At 63.4% G+C, this 1226-nt stretch carries 3 protein-coding genes; 2 read left to right on the top strand and 1 reads right to left on the bottom strand.

Going from position 1 to position 1226, the window contains the following annotated elements; all coding sequences use genetic code 11:
• Positions 1–27 precede the first annotated feature (27 nt).
• Complete coding sequence (locus AB0O34_RS36920) at positions 28–231, top strand: hypothetical protein (protein ID WP_363923669.1); 204 nt, start codon at positions 28–30, stop codon at positions 229–231.
• A 224-nt stretch (positions 232–455) separates the two neighbouring features.
• Here AB0O34_RS36920 and AB0O34_RS36925 read toward each other — a convergent pair whose 3' ends face one another.
• Entirely contained in the window at positions 456–968 is a 513-nt protein-coding gene (locus AB0O34_RS36925) for a hypothetical protein (RefSeq protein ID WP_363923671.1), read from the bottom strand.
• A 29-nt stretch (positions 969–997) separates the two neighbouring features.
• Between AB0O34_RS36925 and AB0O34_RS36930 the strand changes: the two genes are divergently transcribed.
• The coding region (locus AB0O34_RS36930; RefSeq protein WP_363923673.1) for a hypothetical protein at positions 998–1226 on the top strand (229 nt) is incomplete at its 3' end.

The following is a 1226-nucleotide window of genomic DNA, read 5'->3' on the forward strand; positions in this document are numbered from 1 at the left end:
GGTTGATCATCGAGGTGAAGGATCAACGTGAAAGGGTTCCCCCAGTGGCTGCGCGTCCTCGTAGCGGCCTTAGTCGCACTGCCCCTGCTGGTGCTCGTCCTAGCGCTCTTCCCGGCGCTGCTCATTTCACCGCTTCTGCCGAAGGATCGACGAGACTGGGTCCTCGAAGTGCTTGACCGCTTCGTGAAGTGGATCAACGCGATGTTCGGCAGTGACGGCAAGGACGGCTGACGCGCGTCACGCTCCTCAGGGGTCGGGCCACATGGTTCGAGACCTGAGGGGTTCGGTTTGGGATGAATAGCTTGATCCCCTAGCATCGAGCCCTGCTAGGCCTAGCACCCCAGCTAGCGGAGCGTCAGGCCTCGGACCTGCTTCCTAGCGTCCTAGCAGGCAACGAGAAGGAGCCCCGAACCCCCCTGATGTGAGGTTGTCGAGGCTCCTTCGTCGTGCTAGCCCTACTTCACGCTACGGAGCTTCCTCTTCGAGGCCTCCACGACCTGATCCCTGACGATGCCGCGCCGGTTCGAGCCCTTACCGTCCATGGTCTTGAAGACCTGGTCGACCTTGATGCCGAGCGGCTTGAGCATCGCTGTGAGCTGAGCCGTCTTGGCCTCGTCCTCCTGCTCAGCCCACGGTCCGTAGATGTCCGTCCGGAGCGTCGCCAGACGGTCGACGACGACCGAGTTCCAGACCTTCTCCTCGGTGGCTGGCACGACTGTCAGGATGTCCGCGAGCAGGTCGTAGGTCAGACCCTGCGTCGTGTCCACTTCGCCGGCCGCGTAGCCGGACAGCGTTCCCGCAGCAAGCCGCATGGCTCTTGCACGGTCAGCGATCAGACCGGCCATCGGGTTGTCGAGGTAGTAGGAGCGCACGATCCGCGCCTCGGTGCTGACTCCGAGTAGGTAGCCGATACCGAGGTCCTCGTCGGTGAACGTCGTGGCCCTGACGCCGTTCTTGTAGGCCTGCACAGCTTCGCTGCCTCGTCGCCGTAGTCCTCGTGCGAGAACAGTTCCTGACACTCGTCGATGGCGAACACCAGCGGATGCAGGCCGAGGGATTTCTGAGCAGCCACATCCGCGGTGACCTTGTTCTCCGGACAGGCCTCCTCAGGCAGTCCGTCGATGACGTCGGCGCGGCGCTCCAGGTCCTTGTGAACCTCGCGAAGGGAGCGGACGCACTCCTCGATCGTCGAATCCTTGGCGCCGGATGCGTAGTGGTGTGCCACC

It is taken from the genome of Sphaerisporangium sp. NPDC088356 (assembly GCF_040685555.1).
Lineage (GTDB): Bacteria > Actinomycetota > Actinomycetes > Streptosporangiales > Streptosporangiaceae > Sphaerisporangium.